Annotated in this window: 20 protein-coding genes; 11 read left to right on the top strand and 9 right to left on the bottom strand. The window is 62.8% G+C overall.

The genetic code is table 11. From position 1 onward, the window contains the following. Nucleotides 1-40: 40 nt before the first annotated feature. From ETC27_RS05145 to ETC27_RS05125, 5 genes are all read right to left on the bottom strand, one after another. Complete coding sequence (locus ETC27_RS05145; protein WP_136253933.1) at nt 41-1,567, bottom strand: PhnE/PtxC family ABC transporter permease; 1,527 nt, start codon at nt 1,565-1,567, stop codon at nt 41-43. A gap of 24 nt (nt 1,568-1,591) precedes the next feature. Next, nucleotides 1,592-2,245, bottom strand: a complete 654-nt coding sequence (locus ETC27_RS05140) for an ATP-binding cassette domain-containing protein (RefSeq protein ID WP_136253932.1) — start codon at nt 2,243-2,245, stop codon at nt 1,592-1,594. Further along, nucleotides 2,245-3,099, bottom strand: a complete 855-nt coding sequence (locus ETC27_RS05135; RefSeq protein ID WP_136253931.1) for a putative selenate ABC transporter substrate-binding protein — start codon at nt 3,097-3,099, stop codon at nt 2,245-2,247. Before ETC27_RS05135 ends, ETC27_RS05140 begins: the two co-directional genes overlap by 1 nt. A 162-nt stretch (nt 3,100-3,261) precedes the next feature. Continuing rightward, on the bottom strand, nt 3,262-5,634 hold the full coding sequence (selD, locus tag ETC27_RS05130; RefSeq protein WP_205742688.1) for a selenide, water dikinase SelD: 2,373 nt from the start codon (nt 5,632-5,634) through the stop codon (nt 3,262-3,264). Between the two features lie 196 nt (nt 5,635-5,830). Continuing rightward, nucleotides 5,831-6,118: an XRE family transcriptional regulator gene (locus ETC27_RS05125; protein WP_136253930.1), complete on the bottom strand. Its 288-nt coding sequence runs from the start codon at nt 6,116-6,118 to the stop codon at nt 5,831-5,833. Between the two features lie 184 nt (nt 6,119-6,302). Between ETC27_RS05125 and ETC27_RS05120 the strand changes: the two genes are divergently transcribed. The 4 genes from ETC27_RS05120 (at nt 6,303) to ETC27_RS05105 (ending at nt 10,787) form a co-directional block, all read left to right on the top strand. Beyond that, nucleotides 6,303-6,845 (top strand): YaeQ family protein, encoded by a 543-nt coding sequence (locus tag ETC27_RS05120; RefSeq protein WP_136253929.1) that lies wholly within the window; start codon nt 6,303-6,305, stop codon nt 6,843-6,845. A gap of 258 nt (nt 6,846-7,103) precedes the next feature. Then, nucleotides 7,104-8,063 (top strand): TAXI family TRAP transporter solute-binding subunit, encoded by a 960-nt coding sequence (locus tag ETC27_RS05115; protein WP_136253928.1) that lies wholly within the window; start codon nt 7,104-7,106, stop codon nt 8,061-8,063. 166 nt (nt 8,064-8,229) lie between these two features. Continuing rightward, on the top strand, nt 8,230-8,712 hold the full coding sequence (locus ETC27_RS17530; RefSeq protein WP_439331792.1) for a DUF1850 domain-containing protein: 483 nt from the start codon (nt 8,230-8,232) through the stop codon (nt 8,710-8,712). Between the two features lie 65 nt (nt 8,713-8,777). After that, nucleotides 8,778-10,787, top strand: a complete 2,010-nt coding sequence (locus ETC27_RS05105; RefSeq protein ID WP_136253926.1) for a TRAP transporter permease — start codon at nt 8,778-8,780, stop codon at nt 10,785-10,787. 184 nt (nt 10,788-10,971) lie between these two features. On the opposite strand, the gene ETC27_RS05100 is transcribed toward ETC27_RS05105, so the two are convergent. Next, nucleotides 10,972-11,634, bottom strand: a complete 663-nt coding sequence (locus ETC27_RS05100) for a YbaY family lipoprotein (RefSeq protein ID WP_136253925.1) — start codon at nt 11,632-11,634, stop codon at nt 10,972-10,974. A gap of 279 nt (nt 11,635-11,913) precedes the next feature. On the opposite strand from ETC27_RS05100, the gene purE reads away from it, so the two are divergent. After that, nucleotides 11,914-12,420 carry a 5-(carboxyamino)imidazole ribonucleotide mutase gene (gene purE, locus ETC27_RS05095; protein ID WP_136253924.1) on the top strand — a complete coding sequence of 169 codons (507 nt, stop codon included), beginning with the start codon at nt 11,914-11,916 and terminating at the stop codon, nt 12,418-12,420. A gap of 11 nt (nt 12,421-12,431) precedes the next feature. After that, the gene (locus ETC27_RS05090; RefSeq protein WP_136253923.1) at nt 12,432-13,586 is read left to right on the top strand and encodes a 5-(carboxyamino)imidazole ribonucleotide synthase; all 1,155 of its coding nucleotides are present in this window, start codon (nt 12,432-12,434) and stop codon (nt 13,584-13,586) included. 107 nt (nt 13,587-13,693) lie between these two features. On the opposite strand, the gene ETC27_RS05085 is transcribed toward ETC27_RS05090, so the two are convergent. Further along, a complete protein-coding gene (locus tag ETC27_RS05085; protein WP_136253922.1) occupies nt 13,694-14,725 on the bottom strand; it encodes a YeiH family protein in 1,032 nt (343 codons plus the stop codon). Nucleotides 14,726-14,819: 94 nt separating this feature from the next. Between ETC27_RS05085 and ETC27_RS05080 the strand changes: the two genes are divergently transcribed. After that, a complete protein-coding gene (locus tag ETC27_RS05080) occupies nt 14,820-15,725 on the top strand; it encodes a LysR substrate-binding domain-containing protein (RefSeq protein WP_136253921.1) in 906 nt (301 codons plus the stop codon). Between the two features lie 23 nt (nt 15,726-15,748). Here ETC27_RS05080 and ETC27_RS05075 read toward each other — a convergent pair whose 3' ends face one another. Then, entirely contained in the window at nt 15,749-16,060 is a 312-nt protein-coding gene (locus ETC27_RS05075; protein WP_136253920.1) for a YqfO family protein, read from the bottom strand. Nucleotides 16,061-16,283: 223 nt separating this feature from the next. Here ETC27_RS05075 and ETC27_RS05070 point away from each other — a divergent pair, with 223 nt between their 5' ends. Then, the gene (locus ETC27_RS05070) at nt 16,284-16,793 is read left to right on the top strand and encodes a fasciclin domain-containing protein (RefSeq protein WP_136253919.1); all 510 of its coding nucleotides are present in this window, start codon (nt 16,284-16,286) and stop codon (nt 16,791-16,793) included. Nucleotides 16,794-17,073: 280 nt separating this feature from the next. Then, nucleotides 17,074-17,928 (top strand): fructosamine kinase family protein, encoded by an 855-nt coding sequence (locus ETC27_RS05065; protein WP_136253918.1) that lies wholly within the window; start codon nt 17,074-17,076, stop codon nt 17,926-17,928. Between the two features lie 28 nt (nt 17,929-17,956). Here ETC27_RS05065 and ETC27_RS05060 read toward each other — a convergent pair whose 3' ends face one another. After that, the gene (locus ETC27_RS05060; RefSeq protein WP_136253917.1) at nt 17,957-18,868 is read right to left on the bottom strand and encodes an alpha/beta fold hydrolase; all 912 of its coding nucleotides are present in this window, start codon (nt 18,866-18,868) and stop codon (nt 17,957-17,959) included. Between the two features lie 389 nt (nt 18,869-19,257). Here ETC27_RS05060 and ETC27_RS05055 point away from each other — a divergent pair, with 389 nt between their 5' ends. Further along, nucleotides 19,258-20,715 (top strand): TolC family outer membrane protein, encoded by a 1,458-nt coding sequence (locus tag ETC27_RS05055; protein ID WP_240724805.1) that lies wholly within the window; start codon nt 19,258-19,260, stop codon nt 20,713-20,715. A 267-nt stretch (nt 20,716-20,982) separates the two neighbouring features. Then, entirely contained in the window at nt 20,983-22,155 is a 1,173-nt protein-coding gene (locus ETC27_RS05050; RefSeq protein WP_240724804.1) for an efflux RND transporter periplasmic adaptor subunit, read from the top strand. Nucleotide 22,156 lies beyond the last annotated feature (1 nt).

Below are 22,156 nucleotides of genomic sequence, written 5' to 3'. Positions count from 1 at the left end.
CCCCGGGCGGCCAAGACACAGGACTGACGGTGTTGGTCGCTCAGGGCTCGCAGTTGGCGGTATGGCGCAGGCGCAGCTTGGCGCGCAGATGCCGAGCGAAGACGTCGACGCCGATGTTGAGCAGGGCGGTGATCAGAATCAGCACCATGGCGCGATCGAAGCGGATCTCCTGAATGGCGCTGTCGACATAGAACCCCAGGGTCGTGATGCCGAGAATGCCGAGGATGGCGGTCTCGCGCATGATGATCTCCCAGCGGTAGAACAGCAGCGCCAGGAAGGGGCCGTAGAGGCGCGGGGTGAGCTCATAGGCATAGCGTTCGAGGCCTTGAGGCGCATCCGGGCGCAGGTTGACCTCGTTGCTGCGACGCCCGACCAGGTGGGCGATGATGCCGCCGTTGTGAATGGCAAGCGCCACCACCGCCGGCAGCATCGACGGCCCCCACAGCTGCAGCAGGATGAATGCCAGCAGGTACTCCGGGGTCGAGCGCATGACCACCAGGAGCCCATGGCCCAGTAGATGGGCCAAGCGGTTGCCCGGCTTAGCGTTACCAGAGCGATGCGTTCTGTTCTGATCAAAACGCCGCTGAAAGAAATGGCGTGACACCAGCGGATAGAGTACCAGTGCGAGTATGCCGGTCAGTACCAGGGCGATCTGGGTCAGCACCAGGGTATGCCAGATACCGGGCAGCGCCTCATGGGCCATGAGGTCGCCAAACCAGCTGGCAAGGCCGGATACCCCCTCCCCATGGCGCAGTGGCGCCGGCACGATGTCCTCGGTGAAAAATCGCGAGACGTTGCTCCACACGATCGGCAGCCCGCTTCCCAGGCAGAAGGGCGCCACCACCAGATACACCGGCACCAGCAGCGGACGCACCCAGAGCCTCAGGGTGGCGATTAACACGTAGAAGAGCAGCAGCAGGGCACCCACGGTGTTGTAGTGGCCCTGGGCAAAGGCGGATTCCAGGTAGAAGCCGATCGTCGGCATGCCGACGAAGCCCAGCACGGCGCTTGAGCGCAGCCCACACTCGAGACGGTAACTGGTATAGCTGACCAGGTGTGGCCAGGCATCGCGCAGCCGCGTAAAGGCAAGGGCCGAGAGCCGCCCACTGCCGGCAGGCAGCACGTGTTCGGGCAGGGGGTCGGTCTCTTCGAGAATTTCGGCAAAGACCTTGGCGAATACCCCTGCATACGGCAGGGCGATGGCCAGCACTCCGGTCAGCGGGTGCAGGCCGAAAAACTGCAGGAAGATCAGTGCCCAGAACAGTTCATGGATGGCGCGCACGAAGGCGCAGGCGCTGCGCACCAGGCGTGAGCGGAAGGCCAGTGCCAGAAGGAAGCCTGCCGCGGCGCCGAGCCCCACGCCAACAAAGGCGAAAGCCAGGGTCCGCAGCAGCGCGACCCCCAGATCATCGACCGCGCTGATATCCGGCTGCACCAGGCCCTGCAAGAGTCGCAGCAGCTCATGCCAGGGTTCGTGAGCGGTAATCGATAAGTCGGCGATGCCCAGGCAGAAGATGGCCAGGGCCACAAAGCCAAGACTTAAACGAACCGTTGCGGAATGCCACATGGGGAAGGCCTTGCGGTGGATGCCTCAATAGAGCGGCAGCAGGTCCTGAGCGGTGAGCTGCACGCTGGGCGCATCCAGTGCGATACCGCCCTCGGCGATGCCGATGACGCGATCGGTATAGCGCAGTGCCAGCTCGACATCGTGCATGGCAAGCACGGCGGTGGGGTAGGCTCGGGTCAGCTCGACCATCAGCGTTTCCGACTGGGGGCCATCCAGCGCCGAGACCGGCTCGTCGGCCAGCAGCACCTCGCCGCCCTGATGAATGGCGCGAGCCGCCGCCACCCGCTGGCGCTGGCCACCGGAAAGCTCGCCGGCGCGCGCCCAGCACTTGTCGTCGATCGATAGCCGCTCAAGCAGTGGCCGGATGGCCGCCACGTCGCGGCGGAAGGGCTTCGCCAGGGTCACCAGGTTGTACCAGGTGGGGTGCATCGCCAAGGCGCCCATGTAGACGTTATGAAAGACGCTTAACGACGCGACCAGTCCTAGCTCCTGAGGCATCAGGGCGGCGCCTCGGCCCCGCCAGTGCTGATGCATCACCGAGAGCAGACTCGACTTGCCGGCACCGCTCTTGCCCACTAGCGCGACGCGCTCTCCACGCTTGAGGGTCAGGTTTAGCGGCCCCAACACTCGCTGGTGGCCATAGTCGGCGACCGCATCAATCAGGGCCAGCGTGCTCATCAGTCGATCAGGCCCAGTTCCTTGCCGACGGATTCGATGATCGCGTAGTCATCGTTGCTGGCCGGGATGAAGCCGGAGCGGGGGAAGCTTTCCAGCAGCTCCGGGTCTTCCATGTTGAGCAGGGCCTCGCGGACGCGGTCGGCGAAACCGGCGCCGAAGCGCTCATCGACATCGCCGCGAATGGTCCACTGATAGTCAGGGTAGTGCGGTGTCTTCCACACCACCTCGACCTGGTCGGTATCGATGTTGCCGGCCTCGACTTCGTTTTCCCATACCGTGTAGTTGACCGCGCCCAGGTCATAGGCACCCGAGGCCACCAGCGAGATGGTGCGGCTGTGGTTGCCGCTGAAGCCGACCCGCGAGAAGACCTCTTCCGGCGGCTGGCCGAAGGCCTCGCGCAGATAGTACTCGGGCATCAGGCGACCCGAGGTGGAGCCCTTGGAGCCGAAGGTGAAGGTCATGTCGCGCATTTCGTCGCTGAGGCCCTCACCTTCCTCGAGCCCGGTGCTCTGGTGGGCGATGAAGTAGGTCATGAACTCGGCGTCCTCGACGCCTTGGGCGAGCGCACGGGAATCCTCCACCCGGGCGCGGGCCTGAACGCCGGAGAGGCCGCCGAACCAGGCCAACTGGACCTGGTTGTTACGAAAGGCGGTCACGGCGGCGGCATAGGACTTCACGGGCACGAAGCGCACATCGACATCGAGTTTTTCTTCCAGATAGTCGGCCACATTCTGGAAGCGCTGCTGCAGGCGGGTCTCGTCTTCATCGGGGATGGCGGTGAAAACGAAGGTCTCGGCACTGGCCACCGGGGCGGTCAGCAGCACGGTCAGGGCGAGCGTCAGGCGCTTGAGCATCGACATTATCCTTGTGAAGCGAAGGTGGGACCGCCGCGGCGGGTGTGATCAGTCGATATGGTACGCAAAAAAAGGCTGCCTTGTCCTGTGCAAGCGGCAGGCAGGGCGGCCAGCACCGCCCTGCAATATGGCCATCGCTGATGCTTTCCCCGGTCTTTTACCTCATTCACGCAGCCGGATCGGCGCCGGGTCGTCGGATGTATCCTCGGACGGTGAGATGACCCGACCGATGATCGCCGCCTCGTGATACCCCAGTGCCCGGAGTTCGGCGACGCAGGCCTCGGCGTCGTCTGCCGGTATGCCGGCCAAGAGGCCGCCGGCGGTCTGGGGGTCGAATAGCAGCCCGTAGCGGGGGTGCTCTCGCCAAGGAACCGGGTCGCGAATGGCCCGGCGCAGGCGCGCGTTGGCCGGCTGCAGCGAGCTCAGAATGCCGGCCGCGGCGGTCGCCTCGGCGCCTTCTAGCAGCGGCAGGGCCGATAGCGACAGCTCGGCATCGACGCCCGACGGGCGGGTCATCTCGATCAGATGGCCAAGCAGGCCAAAGCCTGTGACATCGGTACAGGCGCGGGCGCCGTGAGCCTGCAGACAGGTCGCGCCGGCCTGGTTCGACTGGCACATGCTGTCCAGTGCCGCATCGATCCAGTGGCCCCGTGCGGCAAGCTGTGCCTGGGCGGCAAACAGGGTACCGGTGCCCAGCGGCTTGGTCAGGATCAAGGCATCGCCCGGGTTAAGGCCGTCCTTGCGCAGGGTATGTTCGGGCGCTTCATCGATCAGGCCGTTGATGGAGAACCCCAGCGCCAGCTCCTGACCCTCACCGGTATGGCCGCCGACCAGCTGACAGCCCGCGGCGTCGAGCACCTCGACGGCGCCGGTCATCATCTGACGAAGAGTATCCTCGACCTTGGCTTCAAGCCCTGGCGGCACCGTAGCCACGGCCATCGCTGTCTGGGCCTTTGCCCCCATGGCAAAGATATCGCCCAGCGCATGGTGGGCGGCGACCTGACCGAACACATAGGGGTCGTCGATGAAGGCCCGGAAGAAGTCGATGCTGTGCACCATGGCCTTGCCCGGCGGCACCCTGACCACGGCCGCGTCATCGGGAGAGGCGAGTCCCACCAGCACGTCGTCATGTTCGATAGGGGAGAGGCCCGCGAGCGCGCGAGACAGTACCGAGGCGCCGACCTTGGCACCACAGCCGCCGCAACGCATGGCCAGCGCCGAGAGCGCCTGGGTGTGTTCGGCGTTGTCCAGCGTCACGCGGCTCTCGCTTCGGGACGGCGTCTGATCGGTCATTGCCGGCAGATCGTTGAAGCGCGCCATGAAGCGCCGGTCGATCCGGTCCTTCCAGCGCCATAGCCAGGCGCCGGCCCAGGAAAAGGGGCCGCGAGAGGCCACGGCGTAGCGGTCGCCACTGCTGATCAGGGCCAACCACTGGCGCTGTGGACAGTAGGCGGTCAGCGACCTGTCGATCAGGCTGGCGCGCAGGTTGTCGGCCAATGGTCGCCCCTGGCGTACCGCGAAGACCCCGGCCTTCTCCCGGGGGCGACCGTCCTGGTTGGCAATATCGCCGGCGGCGAAAATATCGGGGTCACTGACGCTTTGCAGGTAGTCGTTGACCCGGATGAAGCCCTGCTTGTCGAGTGCGAGACCCGTATCCTCGAGCCAGGCGGCACCGCCGGCCTGGGTCACCCAGACGGTCTCGTCGGCGCTGAAGGCCTCGCCCTCGGTATCGATCAGCCGGCCGGCCTCGACCCGGGTGATCGGTCGATTGACGTGAACGGCGACGCCGCGGTCTTTCAGTAGTGACGTGAAACGTGCCCGTACCCGGCGATTATGGGTGGGCAGGATCTCGCTGCTCTGGGTGAAAAGCGCACACTCGAGGATATCCGGGTCGCGGCCCTGTGCGTCGAGTTCATGGCGCAGCCGATATTGCATGGCCAGCAGTAACTCGACACCTCCCGCGCCGCCACCCACCACGGCAAGGCGCATGGGGCCCTGATGTTGTCCTGAGGACTCGGTGAGGCGGGTGAGCAGGTCGCGCCAGCGTTCACGGAACTCACGGATCGGCTTGACCGCCACGGCATGATCCTGGGCGCCGGGTACCTGGCCGATTCGGGGTGTCGAGCCGATGTTGATCGACAGCTTGTCATAGGGCAGCGGCGGGCGATGGGCGAAAGTAACCGTTCTCTCTGTGCGCGCGATGCCGATGGCTTCATCGCGCACGAAACGGGCGCCGGCGGCTTGGGCCAGGCGACGCAGGTCGATGTGTACCTCGTCGAAGTCATAATGGCCGGCGACATAGCCCGGTAGCATGCCGGAGTAGGGCGTGTGGGTATCTCGGCAGACCAGGGTCAGGCGGATCCCGGGCTCGGGGTGCATGGCGAAGCGTCGCAGCACCGCGACGTGGCTGTGGCCGCCCCCGATGAGCACAATATCTCGCCTGACGGGGGGCTCTGCTGATTGCATCCGCATGGTCTCTGACGCTAGGTAAGTGAAGGTGGCGAGCCGGCGCGTGCCGACCGGAGGCGTAGGCATCGCTCTCATGGACGGCGGTTTGCCAGCAACAAAAAATCCAGCCTCATGGCAAGGCTGGATTTTCATTGTCTATCGACCGGACGTGGCTTGTCGCCGTGGCATTGTCACGGTGTCGCGATGTTGGCATCGCAACCGTGCTTAAAAGCGATCAGCGATTTGGCCTGCCATCAGGTCAACATAATAGGGGGCTGTGTGGCTAGGGCGGCAGGGGACTGCCATCATCGACGCAGACGCAATGGCGCAGCGATTGAAGCTCATCGACCGAGAAGTGCTCGATCTTGCCGGCCAGCAGGTCGCTTAGCCGTTTGGAAGGAATGCCCGCGCGTTGGGCAATCTCGCGATTGGGGAGCTCGGAAAGAGCGATCTTGCGTGAAACGATGCGCATCAAGCGCGAGCGCTTTTCCAGTTCCCTGACGTCCAGATCAGGTGCCATTCGCGAGGATTCGAGGGCATCCCAACCGGTCGATAATCGTGCCGTACTCATGACGCTCCGTAGACTTGGCTTTCGATGGGCTCAGCATGCAAGGTTTTGGCGACTTGCGCCAGAGGAATTATCACGATTTTTGCGATCTTTTTTCCTCGTGGTCAAGACCCGTATGTGGCGTCATCGTGCTAAGGCGACAAGGGGAGTAAACTGGTGTTCCGATACCCCTGACTGGACGTTTTGCATGGCGCTTTCCGCGACCCCTTACAAGGTGGATCTCAATCTCACCGATCTTGACCGTAACGTCTATCAGACGCTGCGTTTCACTGTGGCTCGTCATCCGTCCGAGACGGAGCCGCGCATGGCGGCCCGTCTGCTGGCCCATGCACTTTGGTATGACGAGTCGCTGGCCTTTGGCCGGGGGCTATCCGATGTTGATGAGCCTGCCCTGTGGGTGAAGAGCCTGGACGGGCGCGTGTTGCACTGGATCGAGGTCGGTCAGCCGGATGCCGAACGCCTGACCTGGTGTTCAAGGCGCACGGAGCAGTTGTCGTTGCTCGCCTACGGCAGTTTGCGGGTCTGGGAAACCAAGGTGCTGCCCTCGGTCGCCACCCTCAAGAATCTGTCCATTGCCGCCCTGCCTCAGGAGGCGCTGGAGGCGCTGGCCCAGGATCTGCCGCGCAGCATCAATTGGGCCATCATGATTTCTGAAGACACGCTTTTCGTGACGGATGAACGTGGCCAGCACGAACTCGCCCTCGAGTGGCTGCAGGGTGGGCGCGATTGATCAACAGGCGGTGTCCATGGCCAAGACGGTGGCGAAGCAGATATCGACGGGAATAAAAAGCGATAGAGTCTATCCATTGGTCGCATGAGCATGGTGACGTCGCGCGACCCCGTGCTAGCTTTTTAGCGAATATGCATAAAATTGGTAGGGCAACCGGCGAGAGCCGGGTGCCGGGTCGCTGCAGATAACCAACAACATCGGGGCCGTGGTGCCGTGTCACCAAGCGCGATGCCACGAGCCCTGTCACAAGGAGTTTCCATGCGCGTTCTCAAGTATGCTCTCGCTGCGTCAGTGATCGCGGCCTCATCATCGGCCATGGCCCAACAGATTTCGATTGCCACTGGTGGTACCGGCGGCACGTATTATCCTTATGGCGGTGGCCTCGCCGAGCTAATCAACAACCAGCTCGAGGGCTACGAAGCCGTTGCCGAGGTGACGGGCGCCTCGGTCGAAAACATGGCGCTGATCTACCGCGAGGACTCGGATCTGGCCATCGCCCTGGCCGACACGGTTTATCAGGCCTACACCGGCACCGGTGACTTCGAGGGCCGCCAGGTAGAAGACGTGCGTGCCATCGCCTCGCTGTATCCGAACGCCGTCCAGATCGTGACCCTGGCAGACTCCGGAATCGAGAATCTTGCCGATCTCAAAGGCAAGGTGGTGTCGGTGGGGGCACCAGGCAGTGGTACCGAGCTCAATGCTCGCGCCGTTCTCGAGTCCAACGGCATCACTTACGATGACTTCGACCCACGCCGCTTGAACTTCAACGAGACGGCCGATGCGCTGCGTGATGGCGATATCGCGGCCGGTTTCTGGAGCGTTGGTCCGCCGACCAGCTCGATCCTGAACCTGGCCACCACTCGTGATATCCACCTGATTGGGCTCTCCGACGAGGAAGTCGCCAACGCCCGTCAGGAATCCGAGGTGTTCGCGCCCTACCAGCTGCGCGCCGGCATCTATGAGGGCATCGAAGACCCGGTGCAGACCATCGGCATTCCCAACGTGCTGACCGTCAACGCCTCGATGGATGAGCAACTCGCCTACGATGTCACCAAGCTGTTGTTTGAGCAGACCGACAAGCTGATCGACATTCACCCGGCGGCCAACGACACCACGGTAGAATTCAGCACAGACGCCACGCCGATTCCATTCCATCCGGGTGCCCTGCGTTACTACGAGGAAGTGGGTGCCGATATAGCAGACGCTCAGCGTCCGTAATGACATGACGTCTTCGAAGCATGACGATCCAAAGGGGCGGGCCAGTAGGCTCGCCCCCTTGTGTTGTGGCTCACGCTTTCCAACGGCCTGGCTGCCTGTTTTCCGGTCGGGAGTCGCCTCGCGGTGGCTCGCTTTGGCGGCGATACTGATACTGGCCGTGACTGACATCACGTCAGTCCTTGCGGCATCACAGCGCCACGACGGTACGGCAACCGCCAAGGCCAGTGCTGGTCCGTCTCAGGATCGAGTGCTCGAGGTGAGGGGGCGTCGCGATACGCTGCTGGCGAGCCTATCGGTGCCAGAGGGCGAAGGTTGGTGTCTCGAATGGAACCACTCGGTCGAAGGTTTCCCGGTCCTTGATTGCTACCGCAACGACCAGGGGCAGATGGTGCTTGAGCGCAGCCATCAGCCGGATTTTGCCGCCGGGCTTGGCCATGTGCCGGGCCGGGGGCGACAGGTCAGCGATGGCCATGGCGGTTACTGGATCGAGGATATCCACGAGCCGGTGCTCGGCAATCGTTATCTGCTGAGAGTCGGGTCGCTGCGGGTCAACCATCGCTTGATCCATGCTGGCAAGACCGTAAGTTTGAGCGAGCTGGCAGCGGGGCAGCGGGTGAGCATCGAGCTGCGTCCAATGCCTGCGCCCTGATCGTTTTTCTTACGCCCGTCGGCTAGTGGAGCAGTCGGGCGATATCATCGTATTGAAGGGACTCTATGAGCGATTCGGAAAACTCCCCTGTCGTGCCTGGCAGTCAGACCAATCATGCGCGCCCCCTTCTGTGGTTGATCGCTTTCGTGGCGGTGGGCCTGTCGCTTTTTCAGCTCTATTCAGCCGGTATCCAGCCGCTGGGCCTTTTCTATCAGCGAAGCATTCACCTTGCGCTGATCATGATGTTGGCCTTTTTGATGTTTCCTGTCTTCGGCCCAAAGCGCCGTCGGGGCATCGTGGGAGGAGTGATTGACCTGGCCTTCTTCGCTGGGGCGGTCGTCACCGGCGGTTACCTGGTGCTTTATCTGGATGACATCTTCAACCGTGCCGGCTTCTGGAACGATACCGATATCATCATCGGCTGCATTGCCACGGTCACGGTCCTCGAGGCCAGCCGCCGGGCGGTGGGGCTCGGCATGACGGTGATCGGCATTCTGGCATTGCTCTATGCCTTCGCTGGCCCGCGGGGTGAGCTGCCCTGGCTGGGTCAGTTCCTGCCCGGCATCATGGAGCATCGCGGCTACAATCTGGATAGGGTCGTGGGCCAGTTGTACCTGGGGCAGGAAGGCATCTTCGGCCTGCCGATGGGGGTGGCCGCCACCTACATCTTCATCTTCGTGCTGTTCGGCGCCTTCCTCGAGATCACCGGCGCCGGCAAGTTCTTCATCGATCTGGCCTATGCGGCCACCGGTCGCCAGCGGGGTGGCCCGGCCAAGGCGGCGGTGCTCGCCTCGGCGGGCATGGGTTCGATCTCGGGCAGCGCCATTGCCAACGTGGTCACCACCGGGGCCTTCACGATCCCGCTGATGAAGCGACTCGGCTTCAAGCCGGCCCAAGCCGGGGGTATTGAGGCCGCGGCGTCCACCGGTGGACAGATCATGCCTCCGCTGATGGGCGCTGGCGCCTTCCTGATCGCTGAATATACCCAGATGCCCTACCTCGAGGTGGTCAAGGTCAGCGTGCTGCCGGCGGTGCTGTACTTCGCGACTGTCTACCTGTTCGTCCACATCATCGCCCTCAAGCAGGGAATGCAAGGCATGCCGCGCGCTGAACTGCCACAGATGCGCGAGGTGATGCGCTCGGGCTGGCATTTCCTGCTGCCGCTTGGGGTGCTGGTGTGGCTGCTGGTAATGAACATGTCGCCAATGCGGGTGGGCTACTTTGCGGTGATCACCATGCTGACGGTGGCGGCACTTCGCTTCTCGGTGTGGTTTCTGTTCGTGGCGCCAGCACAGGGCAAACCGGTAACAGGGCCGCGCATCGTTGAGGCGCTGTGGTCGGGTATCGTCAAGGTGACGCAGGGCCTGGAGCTCGGTGCGCGTAATGCCGTGGCGGTATCAATGGCCTGTGCGGTGGCCGGGATCATCGTGGGCGTGGTGGGGCTGACCGGCCTTGGGCTCAAGTTCTCGGCCATGATGCTGGCCTTCTCGGATGGCAACCTGCTGCTGGCGCTGCTCATGGTGCTGCTGGCGAGCCTGGTGCTGGGGATGGGCCTGCCGGTCACGGCGAGCTATATCGTGCTGATAGTGCTGGTGGGGCCGGCACTTTCCAATGAGTTCGGCGTGCCACTGCTGATCGCCCACCTGGTGGTGTTCTGGTATTCCCAGGACTCCAACGTCACGCCACCGATTGCGCTGGCGGGGTTTGCCGGGGCGGCGATTGCCGGCAGCAAGCCTATGGAGACCGGCTTTCAGGCCTGGAAGTTTGCCAAGGGCCTTTACTTGATCCCGCTGTTCATGGTCTTCAATCCGGAGATCATCATCGGCGGCCCTGTGCCGGTGGTGATCTGGAATGGCGTGATTGCCATTCTGGCGCTCGGTGCCTTCGCCGCGGCCCTGGAGGGCTTCCTGTTCACCCGCATGTCCTGGCCGGTGCGGCTGGCCATCGTGCCGGCAATCATTGGAGTCTTCTACCCTGATCTGCGCGCCGAGGTGGCAGGCGCGGCGGTGATGGCATTGGCCATTGCCGGTAACTGGCTTGCCTGTCGCCGTGAGGCCTCACCGACGGTGAGCTGATGGCGCCAGTCATCCAGCGAAAGGCGAGGACGTTGGCACGTCGCATCAAAAGGTGAGTCAAAAAGGCAGGCTGTTACGCCACGAAGGCCCCGCCGGGTGATCCCGGCGGGGCCTATTATTAGTGTGGCTGCATGGGTTAACGGCTAGGGTGACACAGCACTCATTGCATCATGCCGGTCTCGCCTCAGGCGTTTTCAGGTGCCTTGTCTGCTGTCTTGTCAGTCGTTGTCTTTTGATCTGACTGGCTGACGGCCTTTTCGCCTGCTTCCAGCTCCTCGTTTGGTGCAGTTTCCACCGGCTCCAGCATCAGGGCCATGGGGCCCGGCTCGCTGTTGGCGCTCAGGGCCAGGGGTTGTGGTTCGGCGGTCGACCACAGCACTCGATCATCGGCGTCACGGACCTCGGCCTGGAGTACCTGGCGGTGGTCATCGTTCAGGTCTTGGCTCGGCATGCTCAGGCTGAAGGGCAGGGGCAGGGCGATCTTCTCGGCGTCGAAGACTTCCTCGGACAGCAGCTTGGCGTTGCCATTCTCGAGGGAGACGTCGATCAGCTGTACGTGGATGTCGGCCTTGGGCGGCAGGCTGATGTTATCGGGACCGCTGAGCGTGCCGCTCAACGTCAGTGTGGCGGCGTTTTCCAGGGCCTCGCCCTGCTGATCGCCATTGTTGCCATCAGCGTTCTGCTGGCTGAGGTTCTTCTCGGTAGAGCCCTGTTCCTTGCCATGCTCGGTGCCTTGATTGGTGCTGCCTGCATGGCTGTTGGCGGCGGTGTCTTCGTTGCCAGCATCGCAGGCGGCCAGAGTCAGGGCGCTGGTCAGGGCGGCGATCAGGGTCAGGTAGCGTGTCATTAGGGCGTCTCCTTCTGGTATTTCCGAGGGCGGGCCTCGGTATGGCCGGCAATCCTGCCGACGTCGATGGGATGACCCTAACAAGCAAGTACGCACGCAGGGTGCAAGTTGCTGTCTCCGCCGGGCGACGCCCAACCATCAAGAGACTTCCCCCAGCGCGTGCGAGGCGGTATGCTGCGCGGTTTTCAGGCGGCTGGACCTTGGTTGTGTCGGGCCGTTTCCTCGCCCCGCTGTGCGCCATCCAAAGGTTGTGCAGCCCCAACTATCAGGAGCAAGGCGATGCAGCCGTCGAACGAGCCACCCCGCGTTGGCGTGATCATGGGATCCAAGTCGGACTGGCCAGTGATGGAGCATGCGGTGACGATGCTCGAGACACTCGGCGTGACCTACGAGACCAAGGTGGTGTCCGCCCACCGGACGCCCGATCTGCTCTTCGACTACGCCAAGAGTGCCGCCGAACGCGGCCTCTCGGTGATCATCGCTGGTGCCGGCGGCGCCGCCCACCTGCCCGGTATGGTGGCCGCTCAGACGCCGCTACCGGTGCTCGGCGTGCCGGTGGAGTCGAAGTCGCTCAAGGGGCTGGACTCACTGCTGTCGATCGCCCAGATGCCCGGCGGTATCGCGGTTGGTACCCTGGCCATCGGCAAGCCCGGCGCCACCAACGCGGGCTTGTTGGCGGCACAGATCGTCGGCCTGCAGGATGCTAAGGTCCGTGAATCCGTCGAAGCCTTCCGGGCCGAGCAGACGCAAAAGGTACTGGATAACCCTGATCCCCAGGCTGAGTAGGAGAAGCTGTCATGAGTGATGCTGCGAATAACGCGACTGGAACCACCATCGGCGTGCTGGGCGCCGGCCAACTGGGGCGTATGTTGGCCCTTGCGGGTTACCCGCTGGCCAACCGCTTCGTGTTCCTGGATACCACGGGCAACCCGAGCGCCGGCATCGGCGAGGTGATGATCCTCGACCCGAAGGACCAGCAGCGCCAGCTCGAGGATTTCCTCTCCAAGGTTGATCTGGTCACCTACGAATTCGAGCATCTGCCGGTATCGCTGGTGCAGGCCATCGAGGCACACAGGCCGGTTTACCCCGACAGTCAAGCCATTCGCGTCTGCCAGAACCGCGCCGAGGAAAAGGCGCTGTTCGATCGCCTGAGTATCCCCACGCCGGCCTATCGGCTGGTCGAAAGCGCCGAGGAACTCGAGGCCGCAGCGCGCGAGCTTGGCACGCCGGTGGTCGCAAAATCGGTCACCGAGGGCTATGACGGCAAGGGGCAGGCAGTGCTCAAGTCGCCTGAGCAAGCGAGCGATGCCTGGGCTTCGATCAAGCATTCGCGACTGATCGTCGAATCCTTCGTCGACTTCGTGCGCGAGGTATCGATCATCGCCGTGCGTGGCCGCGACGGGGAGGTGGTCTTCTATCCGATGGCCGAGAACCAGCATGTCGACGGCATCCTGCGTTACTCGGTGGCACCGCTACCGGACCTTGATGACAGCGTTCAGCAGACCGCCGACGATTATATTCGTGCGCTGCTCGATGAGCTTGATTACGTCGGGGTGCTGACTCTTGAGCTGTTCCAGACCCGCGATGGCGGCCTGATGGCCAACGAAATGGCCCCACGGGTCCACAACTCTGGCCACTGGAGCCAGGACGGCGCGGCGACCAGCCAGTTCGAGAACCATCTGCGCGCCATTCAGGGCCTGCCGCTTGGCGATACCGCGGCCCGCGCGCCGACCTGCATGGTCAACGTGATTGGCCGCGAGGGCGACCCCGCCGAGCTACTGGCCATTGAGGACAGCCACCTGCATCGCTACGGCAAGGCCGAGCGGGCCGGACGCAAGCTGGGTCACGTCAACCTGGTGGCGCCGACGCATGAGGCACTGATGGAGAAGGTGCGCGCCTGCACGGCCCTGCTCCCCGAGGCCCCGGCACCCAAGATGAGTTTCGAAGACTAGATCCTGCGTGCTGATCAGAGCCTAGGCAAGACGACGCCGCATCCCGAAGGGTGCGGCGTCTTTGTCTGTGATCGACAATCTTGATCGCAGGCGGTGGGCTTACACGCTCAGCCCATCAGCGCCAGGCTCGCCAGCCCGCCCCCCAGCACCAGCAGCGTAAAGAGACACAGCGCCAGGATCAGCGGCTTGACGCCCAGCGCCTTGAGGCTCGCCAGTCGGGTATTGAGGCCGAGTGCGGCCATGGCCATGGTAAGTGCCATTTGGCCGGTCACTACCAACCCTTGGTACAGCGCCGCCGGCAGCGTGACCAGGCTGTTGAAGATGACCATGCCCACGAAACCGAAGGCGAACCAGGGAATCGTCATGCCCCTCGCCGGGCGCCCGGCGTTTTCACCGCCATCCTCTGCCGTGCGGCTCAGCCACCAGCGGCCGACGATCAGCAGGAAGGGGACCAGCATCATCACCCGCACCAGCTTGACGATCACCGCATTGGCCAGCGCATCGGGACCGATGGCATCACCGGCAGCGACGACCTGGGCGACCTCATGCACGGTGGCGCCGATGTAAATGCCGAAGAGCCCTTCGGGCATTCCGGTCAATGGATAGAGTAGCGGATAGACCAGCATGGCCAGCGTGCCGAACAGCACGACGGTAGCTACTGCCATCGCGGTGGCGGCGGGGCGGGCGCGGATCGTGGTCTCGGTGGCCAGTACCGCCGCGGCGCCGCAGATGGCGCTACCGGCACTCGTGAGCAGGGCGGTCTCCCGGTCCAGGCCCAACCAGCGGGTGCCGAGCTGGTAGCCGATAACCAGCACACTTGAGATGACCAGCAGGTCGAGCAGTAGAATCCTGGGGCCCAGTGCGATCACCTGCTCGAGCGTGAGCGACAGCCCGAATAGCACAATGCCACCGCGTAGCAGCCAGCGAGTGGCAAAGGCGAGGCCGGGTCCGGCGCCCTCAAGAAACGGCAGGCGGGACAGGTGGCCGGGCAGACGGTCGAGGGGGATATTGCCGAGCACCAGGCCCATCAGCAGCGCAAACACCAGCGGGCTCACGCCGCTATCGGCGAGCCCCGGAAGGGCGGCCGCGGCGATGCCGGCTAATGACACGAGCGCACAGAGCAGTAGGCCTTGCCACATGATCGGATCTCCTCAACGTGAGATGACAAGGCTAGGCGAATATAGATCGAAACGTTATGGTTTAATAACGATATCCCTATTCGGTAGAGCCGATATGACGCCCCCGGTGAGTTTTCGCCAGCTCCAGGTCTTTGTGACGATCGCCCGCAGCGGTACGGTGAGCGCCGCTTCCCGCCAGTTGAGCCTCTCTCAGTCGGCAACCAGTCAGGCGCTGTCGGATCTGGAGCGGGCGCTCGATGTCGCACTTTTCGAGCGGCTGGGTCGCCGCCTGCGCCTCAATGACCGTGGGCGTCACCTGTTGCCCCAGGCCGAGCGCTTGCTCGATGGCATGCAGGAGTTCGTCGCCTCGGCCCGGGAGCCTGAGGGGGCGCTGCGCGGTACCTTGATGGTGTCGTCCAGCGCCACCATCGGCACCTATCTGCTGCCGCCCCTGGCGGGCGTCTTCGGGGAACGTCATCCCGGCGCCGACCTACGCCTGAGGCTGCGCAACAGCGGGGAGGTGATGACGGATTTGCTGCGCTTCGAGGCGGACCTTGGCCTGATCGAGGGGCAGTGCCACGAACCCGGGCTTGCCAGCGAGCCCTGGTGCGATGATCAACTGCTGGTGGTGGCCAGTCCCCGTCACTCGCTGGTGGCGCGGCAAGGCCTCGATGGCGAGGCGCTGACCGAAGCCCACTGGATTCTTCGCGAGCAGGGCTCCGGCACCCGTGAGGTCTTCGAGGCGGCGATGGCGCCGGTGCTGCAGGCAGCACCTTCTCGCCGCCTTAGCGTGCGCATGGAGCTTGGCCAGCACGAGGCCATCAAAGAAGCCGTGAAGGCGGGGCTGGGGCTCGGCTGCCTGTCGCGGCTCAGCGTAGTGGGAGAGCTCGAGCGCGGCGAACTGGTGGCGCTTTCAACGCCGCTGTCGCTGGTGCGATCCTTTTCGCTGGTGTGGCACCCCGAGCGCTATCGCAGCCCGCTGTGGCAGGCCTTCAAGGTCTTTCTCGACGAGGCGCGCTGACGCGTCGCCGGTCGCCTGGCAGATTAGAGGTCCTCCAGCCGCCACACCTCATAGGCCGGCTCCTCATAGGGGTGGGCCTTCTTGAGTGCGGCCACGGCATCGTGAATCAGCGTTTCGTGGCAGACCAGCTCGATCTTCAGTTCCTGGACATATTCCAGTTCGCCGACCCGGCCGATATGTGGGTCGGCACCGTTTGTCGGTCGGAACTGCCCGGTACCGGCGGTCTGAAAGCAGCAGGCTTCGTAGTCACCGATACGGCCGGCACCGCTTGCGAAGACGGCCTCCTTGACGGTGTCGGCCTCCTCGGCGGGAACGAAAAAGGCGAGCTTGTACATGGGGTTATTCCTTTTGAGTGAAGAAGCGCAAAAAAAATGTGTGCAGAAGGAACTTATTGTCCAGAATTTGTACAAATAGATTGTGTTGTACAGGGCTGGCGCACCTATCTTCGCGTCCAATGGCCACTTTGCGTGGTGACTCGAGCCTCAATGTTTGGACTCGAGGGCAACATCTTCAACAGGCAGTTCCTATTACCAGGCAAGTCCTAACGGAGTATGTTCAATGAAAGCCATCACAGTCGCAGCACCTAAATGGATGGGCGCGGGTCTTCTCGGCCTGATGCTCGCAAGCACGGCACAGGCAGATCACCATGGCATGGCTAAGGCCGATATTGTCGATACCGCCATCGAAGCCGGTCAGTTCTCTACCCTCGTGGCGGCAGTCAAGGCCGCTGATCTGGTCGACACCCTCAAGGGTGAGGGGCCGTTCACCGTCTTTGCACCCACCGATGAAGCCTTTGCTGCCTTGCCGGAGGGTACCGTCGATACCTTGCTGATGCCGGAAAATCAGGATCAGCTACAAGCAGTACTGACCTATCACGTCGTACCCGGCAAGATCATGGCAGAAGATGCCATGGCGGCCAGTTCGGCCACCACCGTACAAGGACAGGACCTCACCATCACCACTATGGACGGCAAGGTGATGATCAACGATGCAACCGTGACCGCGGCCGATGTGAAAGCCAGCAACGGTGTCATCCATGTGATCGATTCGGTTCTGATGCCTGAGTGAGGCATCAATGTCTGAACTGATGCCAGTACCGATGTCCAGTACCAGTGACCGGTACCAGTGACCGGTATCAGTGACCGGTATCAGTGAAAGGCGTGTGAGATAGCCTTTCTCCTAGCCGACGCCATCCCGTCGCGCCCCTATACCGCCTCCCTCGGGAGGCGGTATTTTTGTGGTTAGACGCTGTGGCCCCCCGCCTGGAAGCCGCCAGGGTGGTGCTTGCTGGGTGAGGGGCATGGTTGCTGATTCAAAGAAAACGTCATTTACCTTCCGGGAGATGAGCATGGACGATCAACTGGCGGCATTGTTGGAACGCCTGGATCTAGCGCCCAACGGCTCGCTTTCACCTCTGAGCGGCGGTGATATCGCGGATGTCGCGCGTCTTGAAACTCGACAGGGGCCGGTGGTGATCAAGCATGACGACCCGGCACGTTTGGACGGTGAGGCCGAGGGACTCAACGCATTGCATGATGCCCTGTCGGGCAGTGCACTGCGGGTGCCCAGGGTGCTCGGCCAGGAAGGGCCTTGGCTGGTGATGGAGGCGCTGAATGTGGCAACGCGCAAGGCCAAACGGGCCACCAGCGATTTGGCGCTGGGCGAAGGCTTACGTACGCTTCACGGTGTAACCCATGAGTCCCACGGCTGGCCGCGCGATAATGCCTGTGGCCAGACGCCTCAACCCAATGCCCGGCTCGATGATGGTCGCGCCTTCCAGCGTGAGCGGCGCCTGAAGCCACTGGCGGCGGCCTGCCATGACAAAGGGCTGCTGGATCAGCGGCTGAAAAAGCGGCTCGATACGCTGTCCGAGGATCTTAAGAGCTGGCTGCCTGATGTGCCGGCAAGCCTGGTGCACGGGGATCTGTGGTCGGGCAATGTGCTGCATACCGGTAGTGGTCCGGCGATTATCGATCCGGCGGTATATGCCCACTACCCGGAGGTGGATCTGGCCATGCTGACGCTGTTTGGCAGTCCTTCCGATGTGTTTTTCGAGGCTTACTGGAACGGTAGCGGCCCTGATGATTGGCCGAGGCGGGAAGCCCTGTTCCAGCTCTATCCGCTGCTCAATCATCTGCTGATGTTTGGCGGTAGCTATCGGGGGGCGGTAGAGCAGGCGCTGGGGCGCGTCGAAATGGGCTAGATCAGGCTGGCTGATGTGTTGCCGGCTGTTAGTGGCCTGCGACCTTCTTTAACCAGTCGCGTCCTCGCTGCCACCAGTGTCGCGCCGGTGTGTCGGCATCCGTGTCAGTGTGATTAAGGAAATCGGCCAGGGGACTGACCTGGCTGGCACGGTCGAGCATCGGCGCATGACCGCAGCCAGGCACCTCGAGACTGACGAGGTTTGGTTGATCCTGTCGCATGCGCTCGATGCTCTCATGGGCCAGCAAGGGCGAGGAGGCGCCGCGAATCACCATCAAGGGGCATTGGATGGCGCGCCAGTCAGCCCAGGTATCACGCGGTGTGTCATGAATGAATTGCTCGACGATGCGTGGATCGTAGTGGTAGGTCCAGCTGCCGTCGGGTAGGCGGCGGGCACTGTCCAGTGCCAGTTGCCGCCAGGCATCGTCGCTGTCGATGCCAAAGCCCGTGTAATGGTGGCGCAGTTCGGCCTCGAGATCGCCGAAGTTGACGAAGCGGTGCATGCTGCCGAAATAGGAGGCGAGGCTTGCCAGGCCGTCCGGATCGAGCTCCGGGCCGACGTCATTGAGTACCAGGCGCTCGATGCGCGAGGCGGTCGTCGGTTCGGCGGCGAGCAGCAACCCCAGTAGCCCACCCATCGAGGTGCCGACCCAGGGCACGCGCTCGAGCTCGAAGTGGTCGAGAATCGCCACCGCGACTTCCTGGTAATGCGCATATAAATAGTCATGGGCGGGGTGGAGTGACCAACTGGACAAGCCGCGGCCTGGTGTATCAGGGGCCAGGATCCGCCATTCAGGCCCTAACTCTCGCGCCAGGGCCGCGAAATCGCCACCATGACGGGCCAGGCCATGCCAGGCCACCAGGGTGCGGGGAGCCTCGGGGTTCCAGATGCGCACGGCGACCTGCAGTGCTCTGATCTTGACCAGTTCCAGGCGATCCATGGCTTGACCCCTCTGATGGCGTGACACGCGCTGATGGCGGTGATTAAGCGCCATGCCGTGATGTATGCTGCATGGCAGCATAACCCAGAATGACGCACGACAACCATGGTTATACTCAAGTGCGCTCGTTGGCGATCATGACGCGAAGGTGGTCGGTAGCGTCGGGATGATGGCGATGCCGGGCATGCCATAGCCAAGCTCAATCGTGACCGAAAAGAGGAATAATCGTTAGCCTGCTAGTATACATACACGCATGTAGCTATAATATGTTGTATCTGACATCAGCGTGATCCGCCGTTGCCTCTGGCAACGGGGCGGGGGAGTAGGTATTAACGCCTTCCCCTGTGCTATACCTGTCTCTCTCATCTTCCTATGATCAAGGAACGCTCATGCCGCTCACCACTGACTTTTCTGCTTCCGGCAGGCGCCTGACACGGCGGGCCATCATGTTGCCCCTGGCGATGTCCATCGCCCTGGCAAGTCAGGCTCAAGGCGCTGATTTGTTGAATATTGCCAACGATGCGCTGGAAAACGATGCCAGCCTGGCCTCAGCGCGAGCCAGCCTGCAAAGCACCCAGGAAAGCCGCGATGTGGCGAGCGGAGACTTGCTGCCCCAACTCAATGCCACAGGCCAGGTCGCGCATAATCAGTCCTATGACCGTCAGGAAACGGCGCTGACAGGTGCTAGTCAGGGAAGCGATGACGCCTACAATAGCGGCAGTCTGGCGCTCGAGGCCAGCCAGGCGCTCTATGATGCGGCCAATGCGCGACAAGTGGATCAGGCCGAAAGCCAGATCGATCAGGAGGCGCTGTCGCTGGTGGCAAGTGAGCAGCAATTGCTGTTCGATGTCTCGAGCGCGTATTTCGAGATTCTGCGTGCCAACGACATTCTCGCCGCGCGCCAGGCTCAGGAACGCGCTATTTCGCGTCAGTTGGAACAGGCAAGCGAGCAGTTCGAGGTCGGTCTGATTGCCATCACCGATGTCGAAGAGGCACGCGCAAGCTACGATCAGGCGCGCGCCGAGCGTATCACGGCGCAAAGTGACCTGGAGGTCAGCTTCGAGGCGCTTGAGCGTCTGACCGGCAAGCGCTATCAAAGCATTGAAAGCCTCTCTGAAGATCTGCCGGTCGAGTTACCGACACCAACGGATCGTGATGAATGGGTCGATATGGCCCTTGAGAAGAGTCCGCTTCTCAAGAGCGCCATGGCAGGTGTCGAGGTCTCTCGCTCAAGCGTCGAGGTAGCCAAGGCCGGACGCCTACCGGTGGTTGAGGCCTTCGCCAACTACAATTATGGGGAAAGCGACCGAGATCAGGTCGAAGGCCACGATTCGTCCAGTCAGGTCGGTGTGCGTGCCAGCCTGCCGCTGTATACCGGTGGTTCGACCAGCGCCCAGATTCGCCAGAGCACCTATACCCTGGCGGCCAGCCAGTACGATGCCGAGGCGCAGCGGCGTTTGACCATCCAACAGGTACGTTCGCTTTATACGCAGGTACGTAACGATGTGGCGACCGTCGAGGCGCGCCGTCAGGCGGTGGTCTCCAACCGCAGCGCCCTGGATGCGACCCGGTCGGGCTATGAAGTCGGTACCCGTAATATCGTCGACGTCCTGGCGGCCGAACAGAACCTCTACGATGCCATCTCCAACCTGGCCGTCGCGCGCTACGACTATGTACTCGACAAGCTCGAGCTGCACCAGCAAGCCGGTACGCTGGATGTCCAAGTGCTTCGTGAGCTCAATGCTCAGCTCAGTGAGGACCAGTCGGTGATGCTGGACGTCAGTGAGGGCAGCAGCGGCTACGATGCCATGATGGAGATCGGCGAGCGTCCACAGCCGGATGCCTGAACCATTGCCGCCGCCCACCTCGGGCGGCGGTTTTTGAGTAAGCTTTTATCAGCGTCTTTTCAGCCTGGCGTTTAAAAACGCCAGGGAAAGACGAGCTGATCATTGATACGCAAGCTACCCACCGTTCAATCCCCTTGAGCCTGCCGGCCTGAGTTCGCCGTTGGGATGGGTTCGTCCTGTCAATATCCATACATGTATGGATGTTTTTAGAGGGCATATCGGCGGTAGTGGCTACGCATTGATTTCATCATTCAGCAGGAGAAGGACATGCACGATAACGCGACCCCCATGCGACGTTGGCAACTGACGTTGCTGGGCCTGGCCCTTGCCGGCCTTGTGGCCGGATGCAACAGCGAGTCGAAGGGGCAGGCGCAGGCCGCGGGCAGTAGCCAGAAGGCGCCTGCGACGCCGGGCGAGGTGATGTCGATTGAACGGCGTAATATCGCCCTCGACAAGTCCTACCCCTCCCTTCTCAGCAGCGAGAACGAGGTGACCGTGGTGGCCCGCGTCAGTGGCCTTCTCGAGGCACGTCAGTTCGAGCCCGGTGATCGGGTCGAGAAGGGCGAAAGCCTCTATACCATCGAGCCTGCCACCTATCAGGCGGCGATGCGCAGTGCTGAGGCCGACTTGCAGAGTGCCAAGGCTGAGCGGGAGCGTGCCCAGCGAGATGCCAACCGTTATGAGCGCCTGCTCAACCAGAACTCGGTCAGCCGCCAGGATTACGATGAGGCCCTGGCGGATCTGCAGGTGGCGCGGGCGACCGTTGCGCAGAACGAAGCGGCGCTGGATAGCGCGCGTATCGATCTCGACTACACCGATGTCGAGGCGCCGGTGAGCGGTGCCATCAGTCTGAGCGAGGTCAATGTGGGCAACCTGGTGGATCCGGGAACTGCCCTTGCCACCATCACCCCGCTGGACCCTCTCGAGGTGCGCTTCCAACTGCCCCAGGCCGATGCCCTGGCGCTGCGTCGTCAGCGTAATAATAAGGACGCACCGATCGAGGCGACCCTGTCACGCCCTGCCGAAGGAGGCAGTGCCGCTCAGCACCTTCAGGGAGAGCTCGATTACCTGGGTAGCCGGGTCAGCGAGAGCACCAGTACCGTCGAGGCGCGGGCGATGTTCGACAATCCCGAAGGCAGCTTTTTGCCGGGGCAGTTCGTGCGTATCTCACTGGCCGGCCTCAAGCGGTTTGATGTACTGGCGGTGCCAGAAATTGCGGTGACCGAGGGACTGATGGGGCCGCAGGTGTTTGTGCTGGACGATGACAACAAGGCACGTGCGCGCACCGTCGAGCTCGGCGAGACCGCTGGCCACTGGCTGATCATCAAGGACGGTCTGGAGGCCGGGGACCGGGTGCTCGCAAGCGACCCCGGCAGTGTCCAGCCGGGTACCTTGATCGAGCCTCAGCCGTTCGATGGCCATGCAGCAAGCGGGAGCTGAT

It is taken from the genome of Onishia niordana (assembly GCF_004798965.1).
GTDB lineage: Bacteria > Pseudomonadota > Gammaproteobacteria > Pseudomonadales > Halomonadaceae > Onishia > Onishia niordana.
This window is presented reverse-complemented; position numbering and strand designations above follow the sequence as displayed.